The sequence below is a fragment of the Candidatus Gillettellia adelgis genome (assembly GCA_020541285.1).
GTDB lineage: Bacteria > Pseudomonadota > Gammaproteobacteria > Enterobacterales > Enterobacteriaceae > Gillettellia > Gillettellia adelgis.
Genome location: CP047043.1, coordinates 590,952 through 611,731 on the forward strand (window position 1 = coordinate 590,952; position 20,780 = coordinate 611,731).

At 35.6% G+C, this 20,780-nt stretch carries 9 protein-coding genes; 7 read left to right on the plus strand and 2 right to left on the minus strand.

The annotated features are described in order from the left end of the window. Window positions 1-2,692: 2,692 nt before the first annotated feature. Both GIY03_RS01240 and epmA read left to right on the plus strand, forming a co-directional pair. Window positions 2,693-3,451 (plus strand): YciC family protein, encoded by a 759-nt coding sequence (locus GIY03_RS01240; protein ID WP_457913898.1) that lies wholly within the window; start codon window positions 2,693-2,695, stop codon window positions 3,449-3,451. A 719-nt stretch (window positions 3,452-4,170) separates the two neighbouring features. Continuing rightward, window positions 4,171-5,148: an elongation factor P--(R)-beta-lysine ligase gene (gene epmA, locus GIY03_RS01245; RefSeq protein WP_457913899.1), complete on the plus strand. Its 978-nt coding sequence runs from the start codon at window positions 4,171-4,173 to the stop codon at window positions 5,146-5,148. An 811-nt stretch (window positions 5,149-5,959) separates the two neighbouring features. On the opposite strand, the gene mscM is transcribed toward epmA, so the two are convergent. Both mscM and asd read right to left on the minus strand, forming a co-directional pair. Further along, window positions 5,960-9,262 (minus strand): miniconductance mechanosensitive channel MscM, encoded by a 3,303-nt coding sequence (gene mscM, locus GIY03_RS01250; RefSeq protein ID WP_457913900.1) that lies wholly within the window; start codon window positions 9,260-9,262, stop codon window positions 5,960-5,962. Window positions 9,263-9,292: 30 nt separating this feature from the next. Continuing rightward, window positions 9,293-10,174, minus strand: a complete 882-nt coding sequence (gene asd / locus GIY03_RS01255) for an archaetidylserine decarboxylase (RefSeq protein ID WP_457913901.1) — start codon at window positions 10,172-10,174, stop codon at window positions 9,293-9,295. A gap of 1,556 nt (window positions 10,175-11,730) precedes the next feature. On the opposite strand from asd, the gene orn reads away from it, so the two are divergent. The 5 genes from orn to fabV all read left to right on the plus strand — a co-directional run bounded on the left by orn (window position 11,731) and on the right by fabV (window position 20,267). Then, window positions 11,731-12,276: an oligoribonuclease gene (gene orn, locus GIY03_RS01260; protein WP_457913902.1), complete on the plus strand. Its 546-nt coding sequence runs from the start codon at window positions 11,731-11,733 to the stop codon at window positions 12,274-12,276. Between the two features lie 1,352 nt (window positions 12,277-13,628). Continuing rightward, complete coding sequence (gene fpr, locus GIY03_RS01265) at window positions 13,629-14,375, plus strand: ferredoxin--NADP(+) reductase (RefSeq protein ID WP_457913903.1); 747 nt, start codon at window positions 13,629-13,631, stop codon at window positions 14,373-14,375. Between the two features lie 1,932 nt (window positions 14,376-16,307). Further along, entirely contained in the window at window positions 16,308-18,059 is a 1,752-nt protein-coding gene (locus GIY03_RS01270; protein WP_457913904.1) for an AAA family ATPase, read from the plus strand. Window positions 18,060-18,127: 68 nt separating this feature from the next. Beyond that, on the plus strand, window positions 18,128-18,658 hold the full coding sequence (gene fabA, locus GIY03_RS01275; protein WP_457913905.1) for a bifunctional 3-hydroxydecanoyl-ACP dehydratase/trans-2-decenoyl-ACP isomerase: 531 nt from the start codon (window positions 18,128-18,130) through the stop codon (window positions 18,656-18,658). Window positions 18,659-19,067: 409 nt separating this feature from the next. Beyond that, window positions 19,068-20,267 carry an enoyl-ACP reductase FabV gene (gene fabV, locus GIY03_RS01280; RefSeq protein WP_457913907.1) on the plus strand — a complete coding sequence of 400 codons (1,200 nt, stop codon included), beginning with the start codon at window positions 19,068-19,070 and terminating at the stop codon, window positions 20,265-20,267. Window positions 20,268-20,780 lie beyond the last annotated feature (513 nt).

The window sequence follows — 20,780 nt, forward strand, 5'->3', positions numbered from 1 at the left end:
ATAGTTATCATGAATATTTAAAGTATTATAGCATGATCTCTAAAGAGATCATTAGTACTTCGTATAAGTACTTCATATTTCAGGAAGATAGCAAAAAAAATAATGACAAACCAATTTAAATAGCGCTCATATAAAACTAACAAGATCTGCGTTGAATTTTTCTAGATAAGCAATACCAAATCTCATGCTAATGCAAATAAAAATATAATAGCATATACTGAATGTATTTGAAGTAGTGTTTTTGAAACAAACAACAAGTTAATAATGATAATATAAAAGAGTTTCCGTTAATAAACCTGGATGCTTTCAAGAAAAAGACGTGGTATTTATTGAGATCACATGATCACTACGAGGTACTAATGTTACCTTTTCATGCACGATGTCTTGGAATTGTTTTATTATAAAAGGTGTTAGGAAGAAAAATATTATTAGGTTAGAAATAATAGCGATTTTGCTATACCAAAGATACTATAGTCGAGTAATATACTGATCTTAATGGCATATTATGGGTACGCTACTACACACTATTACGAAAAAACTAATAATGATCTTCAGCTACTGAAGCATGTTACTACGAGTTAATCGCATAGTGTACCCTTATAGTTTTCAATAGAAAAGTAGCAATATCTATTGAGTTTATGACACTGCAGTTATTTTTATTGACGCTACTAACTAGACCGGACTATTTTTTGATTGTAATAATCTATACTTTTCATTGAGGTACTTGCCATGGGATAATAAACGATTTTTAGATTAAGGTACACCGATAGAGCTTGTTGAAAGTGCGATTGATGCATTGCGTTACGCAAAAATTGTGATAGTACTTGATGACACACACCACGACAATAAGCGGCATATAATTTTCGTAACTCAAGCTACAATTGTTGAGCAGATGGCACGGACTAATTCGATAAAGAAGCGGTATTTTATTCCTGTATATCACTGCAGATCGTGGTCAGTATCTCGATCTTTCGGTGACGGTTAGCAATTACTTTAACCAGTTCCCTGCCGTCTTTACTATAAGTATTGAAGCGGGGTACATAGTGTTACCACTAGAGTTTCTGAGAATTAACGCCTCCGAATTATGCACACAGCTATTTCTGATATAAAGCTAAGCATGACGATGTAAACCGTCAAGAACATGTGTCTTGCTATTGCAGAACAACAGGGATGTATTGGTCGATGTGATCATGCTAAGTAGCATTTTTGTAACATGGCTAGCCAAGAACCTGCTAGTGTTTTATGTGAACCGACCAACGATAATAACAACAGGTTTCAGACTTTAGAAGTGATAACATTCACTAAGCAAAACAGTGTGATACTGTTGAGCATTGAATATTTTCTGGTTTATTGCCGAGCTGACGAGCAGAAATTTAGATAAAATGAATTACTATCCTTGATGTATATTTGTATTGATCAAGAACCTTGGTTAGCAAAGAGTACTAAAATACTGGTGTAATAAACATAGGGTGATCAGCCAATGACTCTGATAGAACTCGTTTTATAGTGCAGATCTGTTGCTCACTAATTTTGGAGTAATACGTAGTGACCTCGAAGTTAGAGTAATAGATAAAAATATTAAATAATTATATTTTTATTACATAATCGTATAACACATTGATTAGTTAATTTTTCATTACTTTTATATTGCAATTTTTGTATAAAAGCAGTAGATTAGTTATATAATTAATTGAAGGCAAATTTATATTTTAGTACAATAAATGCGAAGTAACTTTAACAATTCGGTAACCGCATTAACAGCCAGGATAGGCATTTTACATTAAGTATGATGTTTAGATTAATGTTAACTAGCGCACGATAGACTTGATCAACTAACAGCAAATATTGTGAGTGGAAAGCTCCTGCAAGTAAAGTTTGCATAGATTATTAATTATTTAATTTTGTAGTTTAAAAGACATTACTCTTGCTCGTGTACCCTCATAATTTCTTGCATAAATTAGACCTTGATTGTTACGTCATTTTTAATAAATAACCTTAAAGGTTTGATTCTATCTTAAGATTTTTCTTATTGTATCAGAAGGTTCAGTATAGTGCATTGAGATCATAGTGTACACTTAGCTTAGAGTGTGATGATATCACTTTCTATCAGTGGACATATTAACAGATGAATTTGTTAGCCTTGATTGGATATCCTGATATTGCTATTCGGAACCAAACTATCTTATATGCCGAGATTAGATTATAATTCTTGAGTAATTAGGTCGCTGAGCGCCATCGTAAGTGAAAGTTATAATAAAATCAAGTATCTCTTACTAAAGATAGAGACTATAAGAAAATATTCATGCATTCTGCGGAATGCAGGTATCACCATTATATTATTAGATACGACGCTTGTTATTCATGTAAATGCTTTATATTAATAGTAAATAGATTAAGTATTACGTTTTTCATACATTCGATTTTATATAAAATTTAAATTTTTAGAAAGATGTACCGATTCAATATAATAAATCAAGGAATTATTTTAGAAATACGATACTCTTTAACAATAAATCAAGGGAAACTTTCTAGTTTAATTTGTTTTAAACACTCCATCAACAATGCGTAAGTGTACAGTAATTCATAGAGACAATACTCAGTTATAGCGTTGTTCTCTGGGTCCAACAATAGCTTGGAATAGGGTATAATCATCTGCTAATTTCTTTTGTTTTCTCAATGCCAAGGAGTTCGCATGCCTATCACCGCCAATATTTTGTACTGTGACAGTTTTAATTTTTTTCGTAACCAACTAACCAGCATTGTAATGCTAGCTTTATTGACCGCGCTTATCTCTATGCTCCTTAACCAAGCGTTTAGCACTGACGTTGAGATGTTAAAGATCATGAATATCACACAAGGTGACTTTGCTACATCATCTGGTGTTAGTGTTCAGGAATTTATTCAAAAGATGACGCCAGAAGAACAATTAATGATGCTAAAAGCATTAGCAGTAGCTACATTTTCTGCTTTAATAGGTTATGCACTTTTGATTGGAGGAATACTAACACTACTACGCTTAGTGTCGCAAGGACAACGCACAAGCGCGTTATGTGCTATTGTCGGTTCTGCTCCAGCGTTACCACGCTTATTTCTATTATTATTTATTTGTAGTGTATTAATCCAACTAGGTTTGAGGTTATGTATAGTCCCTGGTGTGATTATGGCAATCGCCTTCTCATTGGCATCAATTATTATTACTACGGATAAAAAAGGCGTATTTGATTCGATGAAACTAAGCTGCCAGATAGCCTTTGTTAATGTGCGGGTAATCGTACCGGCGATGGCACTCTGGTTAGCAGCTAAGCTACTGTTGCTGTTTGTATTGAGTCAACAATCACTGTTAACACCTAATGCTGCGCACTTAGTGTTAACCGTATTAAGTAACTTGATTTCTGCTTTGCTATTAATTTATCTGTTCCGCTTGTATATGTTATTACACAGCGAGTTGTAGTATAAAATCATTATACAGATAGTTTGACTCTGTGATATTTATCACTCGCAATAAAGGCAATTCCACGGAGCACTATCAATTAGTTTTGTAGTCATATACACAGTTCAGTTAGTAGGAAAGCGTACAGATAGTACGCGTGATCACTTGATTTATCAAGCATTCTTTCAATGACACAATCTGAATTATCTTTCTGTTTTGATAACCTGTATGATATCAATCTAGCTATTGTTATGCTAAAGGAGATATAGCATTAATGCTAGTGTTTATTTAGGTGTAAGACTACGGGATAGGCAGAACAATTCTATCATATTTTTAAAATTACTTATCTATAGTAATCTAATACTTTTCTATAAAAGTGTATGTTCATTTTACTGCAAGTAACATGCGTGTTAGTTTACTTGTTGATCCATCACTAACCTTATGGACAGGTGATGAAGTTAACAAACCCTGTAACTGCGGTAATAGCTTGCAGTACAGCATCAGTGCTATTAGGGTACATGCTCAATTGATATTTTACTTTATTTCGTATTTGTCTGAATTTTGAGATATTCAGTATATTTAAAAGCTAAATAAAAATCACTTAATATGATTAAATACTTTATTAATTCATTATCAATTTAGTATATGTAGGTTTTCATTGTTCTTCTATTTTAGAATGATTCTTTCGATTAAACGAACAGTCTGAGTACATGTTGTAAGTTAACTCTGGAGTCATGAAGATGAGCAAAGTAACAAGCTGGCGGCCCAGTGCATCTATCGCCCATTTGTTAAAACGCGCAAAAATTTTAGCTAAGATTCGAAGGTTCTTTTCTGATCGTAATGTATTGGAGGTGGAGACGCCTATGCTAAGCCGGGCGACGATTACCGATATCCATCTCTTTCCGTTCCAAACGCGTTTTATTGGCCCAAGTGCTTCGGAGTGCTTGACTTTATATATGATAACTAGCCCAGAATATCATATGAAACGTTTGGTGGCAGCAGGTAGTGGTTCAATTTATCAGTTAGGACGTAGTTTTCGCAATCAAGAAGCCGGGCGACTTCACAATCCAGAGTTCACTATATTGGAATGGTATCGTATTCATTACGATATGCACAGTTTGATAAATGAAGTAGATGATTTGCTAAAACAGGTGTTAGACTACGCTAGCGCAGAGTTGTTATCTTATCAACAGGCGTATTTACACTATTTGGATATAGATCCATTCTTAGCAAAGAAAAAACAGTTAAAAAAAGTGGCAAATATGCTCGATCTAAGTAATATTTCTGATAACGAAGAAGATCGTGACACTTTATTACAATTGTTATTTACCGTTGGGGTAGTACCGTATATCGGTCAAAACAAGCCGGCTTTTATATATCATTTCCCGGCTAGTCAGGCAGCGTTAGCAAAATTGAATACTAAAGATTGCCGAGTAGCGGAACGTTTTGAAGTATACTTTAAAGGTGTTGAGCTAGCTAATGGTTTTAATGAATTAACAGATAGTTGCGAACAGCGTCAACGTTTTGAACAAGATAATAATAAACGCATAGAGCATGGCTTACAAAAAAACCCTATAGATACAAATTTGCTAGATGCCCTGCAATATGGCATGCCATCTTGTTCCGGAGTAGCATTGGGTGTTGATCGGTTAGTAATGCTAGCTGTAGGTGCGGAAAGTTTGAGTGAAGTTCTGGCTTTCCCAATAGATCGCGCATAAACATCCACTGTATGCAGAGTAAAAAGAGCAGAACGCGCATTATTATCTACCTCTTTATACCTTGATGTATTACCTATAAGGTATAAGTATTATTTATAGGCAATGGCACTGTATGTAGTATAGAATTTATATTCTAACAGAATCTATTATGTGATTGAGTACTTTAAAAAAAAGCAAGAGAACGATGCGATTGTTCTTCTTGCGTTCTATATATTTCACTATATCTAATAAAAATTAAACATACGTGCAAGTTTAAGAGCTAATTTTTTTATTTCACTAATCATCTGACGAACTTAGTTTTCTGGTTTTGCGTTGTTGAATATATAGATATTAAAATATGTAGATTTCATCTCACCATTTTGCGTAGTGTGCTTAAAAAGACCAGTCTATTTATGATACGATTTCTGAAAAATTAGGTTTAATATATTTTATGATTTTAATCTTTGATGACATATGGTAACTAATTATCTAAATTGAGCGTTATGCTTGCTTTAAGTGTTTATATATCTATAAATGTTAAATATAAGTACATGATATATAGCAAGATGTGAGTTTTAAGTTATTTAAATCGTGCTGCTGTTATGCTCTATGATAAACAGTGGAATAAAGTACATTAATTACGAATAGTTTTGTTCGAGAAAAATTCCAATATGCAAAAGACAGTCAATGTACATATAATATAAAATATACAAATATCACTTTATTTCCTATAAAATAGATTAATAAAATTCTTTATTATCCTTGTGGTTTGAGAATACGTTGGTTGAGGAATATTAATTTATAGGCTGCCAAATCTATGTTTAGGTGTTGTTTAGGAATTAGACATATAGGTATTATTGATAATCTGAGAGAGTGTTTCGCTTCGTATTTGGAAGGATGGGTACGGTAAAACAATCCCATGTTCACGGTAGCTAGAAAGGATTAATTGATGTATTTCATGGCGAAGCGGCATACGATGACCCATTTCAGCAGCGTACATGCGCAGCTCAAATATTTGCATACCTTTCTGAAGATCTACTAGATAAACCTCCGGGGCTGGGTTTTCTAGTACTAATGAACAGCGTGATGCTGCGTTAGCCAAGAGCGTCGTTACTTTAATACTATCGACATCTGCTGGAGTTGGTATAGTCAGCACTATACGGGTTAAGGTGTCTGACAGTGACCAGTTAATAAATTGTTCAGTGATAAACGCTTTGTTTGGTACGATAATTTCTTTACGATCCCAATCTGAAATAGTAGTGGCACGAGTGTTGATTTTAGTAACGCTACCAGTTAAATTACGGATTGTTACTGTATCTCCAATTCGGATTGGTTTTTCGAACAAGATAATTAATCCGGAGATAAAATTAGAAAAAATTTCCTGCATACCAAAACCTAACCCTAGGCTCAGTGCAGTAACCACCCACTGTAGTTTTGACCATTCGATTCCTATCCAAGAAAAGCTAAGGACTGCTCCGAATAGCAGCAAAAGATACTTGGTGATCGTGGTAATAGCATATCCTGTGCCTGGTGTTAAATCCAGGTGCTGCAGAACCGCTAACTCTAATAGAGCAGGTAGATTACGCACTAATTGCATGGTAATTGTTGATACTAAAATCGCAATCAACACAGCACCTAAGGTGATCGGGTGTGTGGTTTCTGTACCATTAATCATGGAAGTAACATCCCATAATGAGATATTCCCCAAAAACGCAAAGGCGGAGTGGATTTCTGACCATAATAAAATCACCGATACTAGCGCGATCATTGTTAGGATCGAACGTACCAGTTGTAATGACTGAGCGCTGATGGCGTCAAGATCTATCTCTGAATCGTCTAAATCCATGGATCCTTCAATACTGCTTGGTATATGTGTGGCTTCTTCTTCACCTCGAGTGCGTTGTGCTAACATATCTGCACGTCGTTGCTTAGCGCGGTCAAAAGCAATGCGCCGCCGCTGTATTAACATCCATCGGCGAACAATATAGTAGACTACTAGCAAAAAAAACCAGATTGCTACTGACGTTTCCAACCGTGCTAGTAAAGCCTGTGAAGTAGCTAAGTAGCCGACGCATGCAGCTAATGCCGCCAATAAGGGTGCTGATAATAGAAGGCCCCATAACGCGCTATTGATCCTGTTATCACCAGAGCCATTTTTATCGAGATATAGCGGAATTCCAGCTCGTTTTAAACTATTAGTGACGATCGCTAGTGCTAAGCACAACAAGATAAAGCACAACCGGCCTAGTGTATTAGTTAGTTCACGTTCTTTTAAGCTATCAAAGGTAATTAAGGCCATAAGTAAAGGTATAATTAAACAGATTGACATTTTATAGTAGCGCATGGCTAGTGAAACCTGTTTTACTGGCCATCGGAAGTGTACAATAAACAATCCCTGCGGATGAGCGAAAGCAGCATAAATCATGCATATCCATAAAATAGGTAATGTGGCGGTCACTCCTTTACCGATCGCTTCTGCCACTGGGTAGTTCCAGGCGCTCTGTAATCCGAAGCCAAGCGCCGCCCATAGTGCAGGCAGCGATAGCGCTACTAGAATTGACCATAATACAGTACATAGTGTTAAAGAAAACTCGTCCTGCGTGACTTTTCCTACGCGACTACTTGCGCGTAATAAGAAGGAGTGATAGTGCTTGCGTGAACCGATACTGAACATTACTAAAAGGAGAGCACCGAAGATCGGAAGTAGTGTTTCGCGGTTACTCACCATCATAATAAGGGCGCTACCAAGCTGTGCTAGTGTATCCATCGACAATAAGCGGGTTAAATCATGCGCCACATCAATGGGGTAAGATAGAGTGATTGCATGAACGTTTGGCACCCAAAATAAATACCGATGTGCAGCGTCACGGATTTCGTTTAATGCCTCAATTAACTGAGTATTTGCGACTTTTAATTTAGTTAATTCAATGATTTGGGTATCACAATTGGATAGCAGAGCATTAAGTAATTCACGTTGAGTGCGTAGTTGCGCATCAGCAATATGTTGTTCTGCATTAGTCAGTGCTCTTCCATCATCTCGCTTGAATTGGCGTTGAAATATTTTCTCTAGCTGATTTTCAAAGCGAAGACGCTGCACGCGCAATTGAACCATATTGCTATCTAACTGTTGGGGTTTGGGCATCTCTGGTAGCGCAGCGACTTGGGCACGTAGAGTTTCTCCCAATACTGAGGAAGAACCCAGCCATTGTGCCTGTTCAATAATGGTTCTTAGAGCCTGCCGTACCTGCAAAATTTGTGCTGCAGCTTGCCGTTGTTGAGAAGAGATCAGATCTATACGCTGAGCTTGGTTATTTAGTGTAGTAGACAAGAGACGATTAGTTTGTAATTCCTCACGAATGCTTTCTGGAAGATCTCCGTTTTTTCCTGCTAGTTGTTCAGTTTTTTCCAGTGCTCGCTCAGCTTCGCGTTGGCGTTGAGCGTTTAAATTATTACGTAGTGACATTAATTGCACATTAAATTTTTCTTGGCGTTTTTTATAAACCTCAGCTTGCATTCTAGCTAGTTCTTGCCGGTTATTAGCTGAGAGTTGCGCTAGTTCTAACTCATCTACTTTAGCTTTTCGTGCTGCGGCTTCTGCTTGCAACAGCAGTAGTGCAGCTTGAGTATGAGATGTAGTTGATTGTATTTGTAAACGCCGCTGAACTTCCGTGAGTGCACGACGTGCATCAGTTTGTTGTTGCAGCTGTTGACCAAGTGAATCACTAATTTCTCGTGTGCGTTCTTCTTCCTGTTGCAGAAGACGTGTTTGCTCTAGTAGCAGACTGCTAATCTGTAAGATTTGCTGCTCTAAAACATCACTTGGTAGATTATGGTCGCTATTCGGTGGCATGCTGCTGTTTTCTAATGTTAACTGATGGCGTAATTCTAGCATTATCTGCGGAAAATCATCAATTACCCGTTGATACTGCTTGGAACGAGCTATAGATTCCTTGCGCTCGGATAACCAATTAACAGCGCTTTGTAGCGCTTCAATAGTTTTTACCTGATTAGGTGCGTTTTTATTGCTCTCAGTCTGCTGTAGTTCTTTTTGTATCTGAGCCGTAGTGGGTACCGTGGCCGACAGAACCGGTTGAAAAAATACATGAACAAGCAATAGAGTGATAATCAGGCGCACAGCATTGATTCCTTTGATGTCTACGGTGATTCAGAAAATATCAGATGCAGTCTGGATTACAGCAAAAGCCTCACCTATACGAGTAGGGCTGCGCTCATTTAAGAGGGGCGAAAATTTCACGCTGCCAGCAATAAAAAGATTAATCACTGTTGAACCGAGCTTGAAACGGCCCATTTCGACACCTTTTTTTAATATAATCGCTCTTTCTTCACCTGCGTCAGGGTAAGTCCAGTGTTGAATAATACCTTTGTGCGGTGGTGTGATAGTACCAGCCCAGACAACTTCGAGGCTGCCAACTATGGTAGCGCCAACTAGAATTTGAATCATAGGCCCTATAGCTGTATTGAATACGCATATTACGCGTTCGTTGCGCGCAAATAGGTTTGGCATGATCGCGACAGTATATGGATTCACAGAGAATAGATCACCTGGCACGTAGATCATGTTGGTTAGCACGCCATCACAAGGCATATGTACGCGGTGATAGTTATACGGTGCTAGATAAGTCACAGCGAATAAGCCATTTCGGAAAAGCTCCACTAATATAGAATTACCGGCTAGTAGTCCTTCCAAGCTGTAGTTGTGACCTTTTGCCTGAACAATCTGATTATCGCAGATTCGTCCAAGTTGGCTTATGATGCCATCGGCAGGTAACGCAAGCCAGTTAGTATCCTTGATAATTGGTCGTATACCTGTGCGAAATGGACGATCAAAGAAATCGTTAAATGTTATGTAAGAGGCTAGATTTGGATTTTTTGCTGACTGCATCTCCACATGGTAATAGTGGGCAAAGGTTTTTACGGCTAGTTGAGTTAACCAGCCAGCTTGTTTATCAGCTCCCCAACCAATTAGTCGGGTGAGTAATCGCTTGGGACACCAAGATTGCAATTTAATTTTAATACTATCAAGCAAGTGGACCTCGTTAATAAAAATCATGGTAAGTACATGTATTGTAAATGGAAGTGATACTACTTGCAATATTGCTTATGATTATTAGTCTATATAGACACTGATATTTCATATACCTTACTGTCTCTAATTGTATTCCAGAATGCGTAGATAGTTATGACAACTTTTTTACATGCTCCTTATTGTACTGTCGCTAGGCAGATACCCTAGATTAAATGACTACCGTAGAGATAGTAATAAAATTTTGCAACTATCTAAAGTAATGATGTGATTCAAAAACCTTGAGTGATGTATGTTAATTTTTGATGTTATAAATTAAATTTCCCATAGACATTGATTGTATCCTCGTTTTATTAGAAATAGTATAGCTGGATAAAAGCCGTAGTCTATTATTCAGAGCTAGGCATCCAGAAAACTTAATTTACTTAAATTGCTAGCTTAAATGATGGTTTTATGGCATTCAGTAGTCTTAACATATTATTTTGTGACTTTTATTTTATTTCCGAATATACTAACGTTCGTAGTTAGTGACTATTTTTGGGCAGTTGTGTTTGAGTTTGAGATACCTTCTGTATCTAAAGTCTATCCTATAATTAGTCTCTATTATGTCTTAACCTGTTAGTGAGTATCAAAATTTTGTCAATTAATTATGTTTTATCTGACTAAAATTTTGATTTTACTATTTTATAGATTACTAGATAAGTATCACTGATATTTAGCGAAAGTTTGATGGAATTGTCGAAATGATAACACTTTAATTCATAGTTTTAAGGATGATGTGCACTTATATTGTAGAAGGTTCGATTTTATTAAAGTGATAGTACGCTTATGTATGATCTCTATCCATACTTTTAACTTTGCATTAATAATCAGAGATTACTGTATACGGTTGATGTTACATTAATTTTCAGTACTATTTATCTTGTAAGGTTACTGTGCATCTTAAATAGCTGATTACTACACTTCATGCAGTTTACTTAGATTGCGCATTATCTAAAAATGACTGATTATCAGTAAGCTTTATCTAATGTCGATGATTAGCTTGTACGCAATGCTTTTAACTTTATATATCATAGATGCTTATTGACAGTGCCAATTAAATCTTATTTTATACACTTCACATGTTAGTCTGTAGTTGTATACTTTTCTTGCGTGCTTATTCAGTTAGTTGGCCGACTAAATAACTTAGAAATGTGCGTATTCACTGATTAACTGCATTTTGTAATTTATATATTTGATATATTTCATTGGCCCATAGTTATATTCTGTAACATATAGGAACTAGCATGAATTTGTTCTAGCAATTATTCATCAAGCCTTGCAATATGTTTGCAAAAATGTAAAAGCACGCTTATTTAGCTTATACGTATAACACTTTCAGACGTATTTGAGTGTTTAGAAAACAGCGAAAAGATCAAGGTAATTCTGTTTTTCTCTTGTATATCTTTTAGTGACTTGAGCATATATGTATGTTACATGAGCTATATTAGCAACGATAGTTATCCACAGTAGGCGTTATATGAGCATGATTTATTTTTCAGTTTTTAGGCAGAAAATTTATGATAGGCAATGAAAGTAATTTGCTGTGGATTGATTTGGAAATGACGGGGTTAGACCCAAAGCGTGATCGTATTATTGAGATTGCTACATTGGTAACGGATGCGAATCTTAACATTCTAGCTGAAGGACCATTGATTGCTGTGCATCAATCTAACGCACAACTTAATATGATGAATGAATGGAATATGCATATTCATATAAATAGTGGACTAATAAATCGCGTACAGGCGAGCCACTTTGATGATGGTGCTGCAGAAACCGAAACCCTCTCTTTCTTACGAGAGTGGGTCGCCCCCGGCCGATCTCCTATTTGCGGAAATAGCGTAGGTCAGGATCGACGGTTTTTATTCCGATATATGCCTACACTAGAGGCTTATTTCCACTACCGTTATCTAGACGTCAGCACCTTGAAGGAGTTAGCGCGCCGTTGGAAGCCAGGTATTCTGAATGGCTATAAGAAGAAAAGTGTTCATCAAGCAATGGAGGATATTCGCGAATCAGTCGCTGAGCTCGTATATTATCGTGAGCATTTTTTTCGATTATAATAGTAGGTGGAATGTTGCGTTAAGCACACCTAATTTTTTGCTTATACATGTATTCAATGCTGACTAGGACAATCAAATAACGATATATTTATAATGATATATTTATAAGGATTTCAAGTAAAATAGTCTGTTGTAGAGGGGTAGTATTCAAGGGTTTTGATGTCATTAAATCATTAATTCTTGTATTTATATAAATTTTGTAATACAAAATATAACTCTAATATATGCAATTTAACTAACCAATTAGGACGAAGATATATCTATATTTTTACTTCTTTACCTTCGCAAGACGTCTAAAAAATCAATATATCAATATGTCAATAATAGTCATCTAAAATTTTATAAGGAGCTTTACTGGCCGTATTAGTACAGTAAATAACGAAAAAATTATTTATTGTTTATTAGCAATCTTCTCGTAAGTGGATTAACCACCACGAATGTTGGGTGATGTATTATAAGGTGTCAATTGTTTTATTTAATTATAAATATATGGTTGCGCCGAAATAATTTTTGTTATATAAACCTTTTTATATATCGTGTTAAAATAGCATATTTAAGAGCGAACGAGATGCATGGAATCCTGTGAAATGTTAAAGAGGAATCCAAGTGAAAGAGTATACCTATATCTTTCGAGTATTGATTTGATGAAAAGTATATGTTTGGAATACGGATAAATTTTAGTCGGATAAAATCTTAGACAATAAAATTAGCACGTATGTCTGATGTAATATAATGATTCTTTTGAATCTAAACCATACAACGAGTCACGCAATCAGTAATTATAACGTGCTCAGTAGTGAGCATATCCTTGTGTCATAAATAGGAACGATTTACTCTATAATTAACAGACATGTATTGTATTTACCCTGATCAGTTCAGGTGATCACAAAAGAACTAACGAAAAATTTAGTAATAGTAATAAATATTGCACCTTACCATCTGTTTTTCTTTGAATCTAAAGTTAAATTTTTATAGATAAGAGTATACAAGCAACAAACGTAATATATAAATACCTGGTATCAGATTAACTGAGAGTATTTATAGAAAATACACTATATTTCTCTTATTGTATTCCAATAGATTAATAAAATTATCACGCGTAAGGAATCATAACCGGCCAGGCTAAGCAGCATAATATTTGCAATATAAATAAATATATCGTTGACACACTTCGCAATTTAGTTAAATGTTCATCACAAAGCTAAAGGAGCAAGATTTTCTACATCACTACATAAACTTTTTTTATTGAGTATGAGAAGACGCATTGTAGCGAATTATCATGACATTAACTTAGGAGAAAAGTGTATGAAAACAATAGCACGCATGTTATTTAATCAAGGTAGTCATTAATCATGACTGAATGGGTGAAAGGGGAGATTATAAGGATAGAAAAATGGACAGACAAGCTGTTCAGCATTATTATAAACGCACCAATAGACCCCTTTATTGCGGGGCAATTTACTAAACTAGCATTAGATGTTGATGGCCAACGCATACAACGTGCTTACTCTTACGTAAACGCACCTAGTAGCCAAAATTTAGAGTTCTATATAGTTACAGTACCGATAGGAAAATTAAGCTCAACACTTACGCGTGTAAGTCTTGGAGCAGAGATCATGCTCACCAAAAAATCTGCTGGTTTTTTCGTGTTAGATGAAGTGCCTGAGTGTGAAACGTTATGGATGTTAGCAACTGGAACAGCTATCGGCCCTTATCTCTCAATTTTACAGACAGGAATTGGCCTAGAGCGATTTAAGAATCTTGTGCTAGTGCATGCGACTCGTTTTACATGTGATCTCAGTTATTTACCACTGATGACAAGGTTGCAAGAACAATATAATGGAAAACTACGTATTCAGACCATTGTTAGTCGTGAAATAACCTCAAATGCTTTAAGTGGGCGGATACCAACTTTGCTTCAGAATAATCATCTAGAAGCTGCGATAGGATTAACTATTCATCCTGATACGAGTCATATAATGCTGTGTGGTAACCCACAAATGGTTAGTTGTACTCAAAAGCTTCTACAAGAGCAACGTAAAATGCGTAAACACTTCCGCCGCAAACCAGGGCATATCACTAGTGAGAATTATTGGTAATTCTTGGTTTGACTATGATTTGTCATGAAGGCTAATTTATTCGGAGTTTAATTATTATAGCACGCACTTTGATATTATGGCGTCAGATTTCGTGTAACGAGGTCAGCCGGAATCAACAGTTTAGAAGATGTTAGATATCATATAGATACATTGCTTATGCACTGATGTATATAAGCCAATACCAGACAATTACTAGTGATTAGAGCTTCTATAAGCTTGTATTGATAATACAAAAATTTTAAGTTTTGGTATGTCAATTATAGTGAAAATACCTTCTTGGACTAAAAGGTTTACTTTATTAAAGTGTCCTCTATAAAACATTCAACAGCTTAGTTATCAACCCTGCTACGTTATAAATAATGGCTTCTTAATATACATTCAAAATCTGGCATTGCAATACAAATAGGTACTGTGTATTTAATATGTTACTTATCAAAATCGCTAAGTTCTTCATATTAAAAACTAAGTGATTTTTAAAGCTTTTATTTTCTTATCTTAGATGCTGTGTCAATAATGTATCATCTGTTTCGTATGTAAGTTCTTTTTAAAATGCAATCTTAGTGATTGAAGATGAGATTTGATAAACAAAGTTATTCTATAAGCATGAGCATTGAACGCTTCTAAGAGTAAAAAGAGAGTTTAAACTTCTGTATTACATATAGCGATATAAGAGTATGTAATCACACAAAGCTATGTATTTATTCAGAAGTCGTGCTAACATTGGCTTTCCTTGAACTCATTTATCTGAATAAGTCTCTGATATAATATAAATATATTACTAGGTGCCTAAACAATAAAAGTTACATTTCTAGAATGGAGGTGCGATAGTTATCCAAGGATCAGATAGATCGCCGTTCCCGATATGTATTATTTATTTTATAAATAGTGTCTGTTCATACAGAAAATTAATGAATTTTTTGATAACATTACAAGTATCCAGAGCACTATATAGCATATTAATATATACCAATACAGTAAGCACTGGTGGCAATATATAAAATATTGCACCTTACCGTATTAATAAGGCCGAATTTACTGTATAAATATAGTGCATAATTACAAGAAATGTTAGTGAAAGCTGCGACAAGCTCAAGTATAGAGGCCGAGATAAGAAGCACATCTTATGTATTCACATGCTTACCTTATATAAGAAGTGCGGTAGCATTTCACTAAATATTATTCGCAAAAAAATTCGTATATTAAAAACTAACAGCACTTATATTTGACTAAACAACATAGCTATTTCGAATTTAACACGATAGTTATTACAGTCATCTAGATATAATATATTTAAAAATAAGATATCTTAACTTAGCTCATAATTTAAAATAAATTATCTAATAACACACAGGGTATATTCCTGTTTGCAACCTAACGCGGTATTTCACAGCGCAGTGAACGAATGGTATTTAATAAGATCGTAAGCACCCATAACTGGTGGTATTGCTGGTATTTTTGATAAAATATACGACTTCTTCTGTGGTATATTGCTAGATTTTTTAGAAAAGTATTGCGTAAAGTGATAGATAACTTCCAGACTCTGTAGAATATCAGCCTAAGTTCACCATATTTATAACAAGTATTTGGCTAGTGGTAAAAGATAAAATAGAAAGACACATCGAGAAAAGACCGACGACACAATGCTTCTTCTCGATGATTGCTTTTAATCTAATGTAGTAAGTTTTCTAGTCACCAGGAGGGTTTACTAACTAATAAGTGATATGGATCAGAAAAGATCACTCGTAAATCAATAATTTAAAGCTTTCTGGGTGTATATAGTGTTTGTTATTTTTCTAGAAAACTATCTTTAATATTATTTATAAAGTTACTGCAAGGGAACAAATCCTTGTTTACTATCAATGATAGTGTATATCACATGACTGTTGTTCTTATATAATTATTATTTTTATTTTGACGATTACATAAAACATTTTGACTAATAACCAACTTGAATGGCAATCTTTATTGCCGGACGTCACGCCTTATCAAGCGATATTTAATTCTGCCGCTCATCTGGCTCCCGTGCCTTTCGCAGTTATGCAAGCCCGATTAGTAAGTGCATTAAAGTTGTTTTGCCATCCACGATCATCATTGCATTTTATGTTATTGAAAGCACAAGAAACACGAGAATATCTGGCAATATTTTCTCGTATAGTGCGAGAGTTTTCTCCAAAGCACAATATCTTTAAAGATAGTCATTATGTCATAAAAGGGAGTAAAATTAGTCTTACATCAACTAATCGTAGTGATACAACCTTGCCTTCTACTAACAACTGTCTATTCCAAGAATGGGTAGAGCCGGAGCAACTCTTTGGTTGTGTTCGGTTTTATAAGGACGAGATTAACTTGCATCCCGGTCTTTTACATCAGGCAAATGGTGGGGTGCTAATCTTAACTGCCCATACTCTGTTATTACAGCCTTTGTTATGGTTGAGGTTGAAACAAATGATTACCCAATGTCAGTTTCATTGGGTGTCTCTAGATTCAACACGCTCGTTACCAATCACTATTCCACCGATGCCCCTAGAACTCCGTTTGATTATAGTTGGTAATCATCAGGGGATAGCTGGTCTTAATGATATTGAACCTGAGCTTAGCGAACAGGCAATCTATGGAGAATATGAAGAGTATCTATCTCTTAACAAGATAGATGACATGTCACAATGGTGTGGGTATGTTAATCACGTCATTATGGAACAACATTTGCCACCACTCTCTTCTGACGTTTGGCCACTGTTAATAATGCATGCTATGCGATATAGCGGTGATCAAAGTATTTTGCCGTTATCCTCAGCATGGATAACGCAGCAGCTAGCAGAAGCTTCACTATATACTGAGGAACATATTATTACAGCTCACGCTTTTAAAGCGGCGATGAGTGCGCGTAACTGGCATGAAAGTTACCTGTCTGAACGTATTCAGCATGAGATTGAGTTAGGCCAAATCCTCATTGCAAAAGAAGGCAAGAAAGTCGGTCAAATTAATGGGCTTTCTATATTGGATTATCCAGGTCACCCACGCAGTTTAGGTGAACCATCACGTATAAGCTGCGTGGTGCATTTTGGTGATGGTGAATTTACAGACGTGGAACGTAAAGCTGAACTAGGCGGTAACCTACATGCTAAAGGTATGATGATTATGCAGGCTTTCTTAGTTTCTGAACTCAAATTAAACCAGCAATTACCTTTCTCTGCTTCGATCGTATTTGAACAATCTTATGGTGAAGTGGATGGTGATAGTGCTTCACTTGCCGAGCTATGTGCCTTGATTAGTGCTTTATCACAAAAACCGATCTACCAACAGATAGCTGTTACAGGATCTGTTGATCAATTCGGGAATGTCCAACCAATTGGAGGTGTTAATGAAAAAGTTGAAGGATTTTTTGAAGTTTGTCTACGTAGTGGCTTAACTGGCAATCAAGGCGTTATTTTACCAGCTACTAATGTACGTCATTTATGTTTAAAAGAAACCGTAGTCAATGCGGTGCGTGAGGGAAGTTTTCACATATGGGCTGTGCATAGTGTTGCAGAGGCCTTGCCATTACTGACTGGTTACGCTTATGCTGATAAGCAACAACGAAATTTATTAGCAGCTATTCAGGAACGAATTACACAAGTGCATACGAAAGAGCGCTTTTTTTGGCCGTGGTTGCTGCGTTGGTGTAGTTGGTTGAACCATGATTAATTGGACTTGTTCAACAGATATCTATTAATTAAACTAGGCCCTTCATTAAAATAAGGTTTATGTAGAATATGGTAGATAAACGTAACTCCTATACAAAAAAAGATCTTGAAGCATCTGGACGTGGCGAACTATTTGGTGCTGGTGGTCCACCATTACCAGCAGGTAATATGTTAATGCTTGATCGTGTGGTGAAAATGACCGAAGACGGTGGAAGTTATAAAAAAGGTTATGTGGAAGCGGAATTGGATATTCATCCAGAATTATGGTTTTTTGATTGGCATTTCATCGGTGATCCTGTTATGCCAGGTTGCCTCGGTCTTGATGCGATGTGGCAGTTGGTGGGATTTTATCTCGGATGGTTAGGTGGTGAAGGGAAAGGACGTGCGCTTGGTGTCGGTCAAGTGAAATTCGCAGGTCAGGTTCTACCAACGGCGAAAAAAGTTATCTATCGTATTAATTTTAAACGTATTATTACTCGAAAATTAATTATGGGTGTGGCTGATGGTGAAGTATTAGTTGACGGTCAAATAATTTATACTGCTAGTGATTTGAAAGTGGGATTGTTCAAGGATACCAATGCTTTTAAAGCAAAACGATAGTTTTGATTTTGTTCGTGATTTTTTTTATTAATTAACACACGATCTAATAATTCTTACACGAAATTATTAGATAGAATATTAAAAAGTTAAAATTAAAATTTTATGATCTTTAGGCTGTCCGATCAAAAATGCGCTTTTATTTTTATTCAATCAATTCAATAGGTGTGATGACTTGATTTTTAAAGGGCCTCCTAATATATTCTATTGTTTTTAGTTTTTGATAGCTTATAAAAGATAAGTATACATTATGTAATAGAAGTCTTAAAATATAACTGTACAATTCTATAAATTAATCACATGTAAACTAGTTCTTTTATAATGTTTACTTCTAGTTTATTAGGCATGCATTTTAAATATTTTCAGAATGTCAAGTATATTGATTTTCAGTGTTAACTATCAAGAAAATAATATGATTATTAAACCTAAAATTCGTGGTTTTATTTGTACAACAGCTCATCCGGCAGGCTGTACAGCTAATGTACAAGAACAAATTTCCTATGTAAGATCGCACGATAAACTGAAAAATGGACCTAAAAAAGTATTAGTTATTGGTGCATCTAGTGGTTATGGATTAGCCTCCCGTATTAATGCTGCATTCGGTAGCGGCGCAGCTACTATTGGTGTATTTTTTGAAAAGCGCGGCTATAGGAATAAAACCGGATCTGCTGGTTGGTACAATGCTGCTAGTTTTGATAAGCTCGCTAAAGAAGCAGGTTTATATGCAAAAAGTATTAATGGTGATGCATTTTCTAATGCGTGCCGTCAGAGTGTTATTAATTTAATTAAGCAAGATCTTGGTCAAATTGATTTAGTTGTTTACTCGTTGGCTGCCCCTGTACGCAAAATGCCAGACACTGGTGAAGTAGTGCGTTCTGCACTGAAACCGATTAGTACATCCTATAAATCCTTGGCGCTCAATACTAACAAAGATGTATTGATGGAGACCGTGATAGAGCCAGCTAGCGAGAAGGAAATCGCCGATACAGTTAAGGTAATGGGTGGTCAGGATTGGCAGCTCTGGATAGAGGCATTAGATGCCGCAGGTGTTCTATCGGATCATTTTAAGACAGTTGCTTACTCTTATATAGGAACTGATCTAACGTGGCCAATCTACTGGCATGGAACATTGGGTAAGGCCAAAGAAGACTTAGATCGTGCCGCTAAAGACATTAACAAAAGATGTCAAGCTACAGTTCGTGTGGCTTATGTTGTAGTGCTCAAGTCAGTGGTCACTCAGGCTTCTTCTGCGATTCCAGTTATGTCTTTATATATTTCCATTATTTTCAAGATCATGAAAGAGCAAGGCGTACATGAAGGTTGTGTTGAGCAAATACAGCGTTTATTTGCTACTAAATTATACGCCGATATTGTGCCAGAAACTGATGAGGAGAACCGCCTTCGCTTAGATGATTGGGAACTGTGTAATGATGTACAAAAAACTTGTCGTAAAATCTGGGCAAAGATTACTAATAATAACATTAATCAACTGATAGACTATCAGGGGTATAAGACAGAATTTTTACGTTTGTTTGGCTTTAGTTTAGCGGGTGTTGATTATAATGCTGACCTAAGCGGTGAAGCTGAATTTGATGTAATCGAGCTGATTTAAGTAATCTAGCGTTTGTAGTAGACGAATATTATAGTTTTAACTCTTAAAGGATAGCACAAATCGAGTGTTATATATCCGAGGTTATATTCAATTATAGAATATAACCTTGGCAGAACACTATAATAGCGTTTAATGTTAGCACATGTAACTATAGAGTGATCGAATATAAAACTCTTAATCAATGTTGTACTGTCAAGATATGGTAAGTATAACTATTTTAAATAAAAATACGAATTGTGCAATTTGTATACAGTGATTAGAATAAATAATTATGCTTTCTTAATTTTATATTGTCTAATAGAGTTAATGTACTGAGCGGTTACTTAGTGAGCGAATCATATTATGTTATATAGGTCTATCACATGCCCTAGAAGTTGAACAATGAGATTGAGTTAACAATAATGTTTTAACAATATCTAGATTTACTACCACTTTGTAAAAAAGCTATAGTAACATATTGCTTAACTTTCTGCAGTGCATTATTGTATAATAAAAGTTTATCATGTATTTATG

What these genes read in the sequence shown, in the direction of transcription:
- fabV (WP_457913907.1), top strand. Translation starts at nt 19,068, where the DNA reads ATGATTATTAAACCTAAAATTCGTGGTTTTATTTGTACAACAGCTCAT.
- orn (WP_457913902.1), top strand. Translation starts at nt 11,731, where the DNA reads ATGATAGGCAATGAAAGTAATTTGCTGTGGATTGATTTGGAAATGACG.
- fpr (WP_457913903.1), top strand. Translation starts at nt 13,629, where the DNA reads ATGACTGAATGGGTGAAAGGGGAGATTATAAGGATAGAAAAATGGACA.
- GIY03_RS01240 (WP_457913898.1), top strand. Translation starts at nt 2,693, where the DNA reads ATGCCTATCACCGCCAATATTTTGTACTGTGACAGTTTTAATTTTTTT.
- fabA (WP_457913905.1), top strand. Translation starts at nt 18,128, where the DNA reads ATGGTAGATAAACGTAACTCCTATACAAAAAAAGATCTTGAAGCATCT.
- epmA (WP_457913899.1), top strand. Translation starts at nt 4,171, where the DNA reads ATGAGCAAAGTAACAAGCTGGCGGCCCAGTGCATCTATCGCCCATTTG.